Origin of the sequence: Vibrio sp. HI00D65 (genome assembly GCF_001635455.1) — a bacterium.
Lineage (GTDB): Bacteria > Pseudomonadota > Gammaproteobacteria > Enterobacterales > Vibrionaceae > Vibrio.
On record NZ_LWEH01000420.1, the window covers coordinates 1 to 218 of the forward strand.

The 218-nt window shown below is 45.9% G+C and carries 1 protein-coding gene; it reads left to right on the forward strand.

Annotated elements, in window-relative coordinates:
• Nucleotides 1-142 (forward strand): EVE domain-containing protein (locus A3712_RS21655; RefSeq protein ID WP_157618849.1); only part of this gene is annotated, 142 nt, incomplete at its 5' end.
• Between the last annotated feature and the right edge of the window lie 76 nt (nt 143-218).

Sequence of the window (218 nt, forward strand, 5' to 3'; positions counted from 1 at the left end):
GATTCCATTAGCGACTCTTAAAGCCATGCCTGAATTATCTGAAATGCCTTTGGTGAAGCGCGGCAATCGTTTATCGATCATGCCTGTGACGGAACAAGAGTGGCAGGCGATCTTAAGCAAAGAAGTGCTCGGTTCTTGTTAGAGGAAGCTTTTAGCGTAAGGTTCAAAAAAGGCAGCCATTGGCTGCCTTTTTGTATGATGGGCTTGTCTACAGTAGG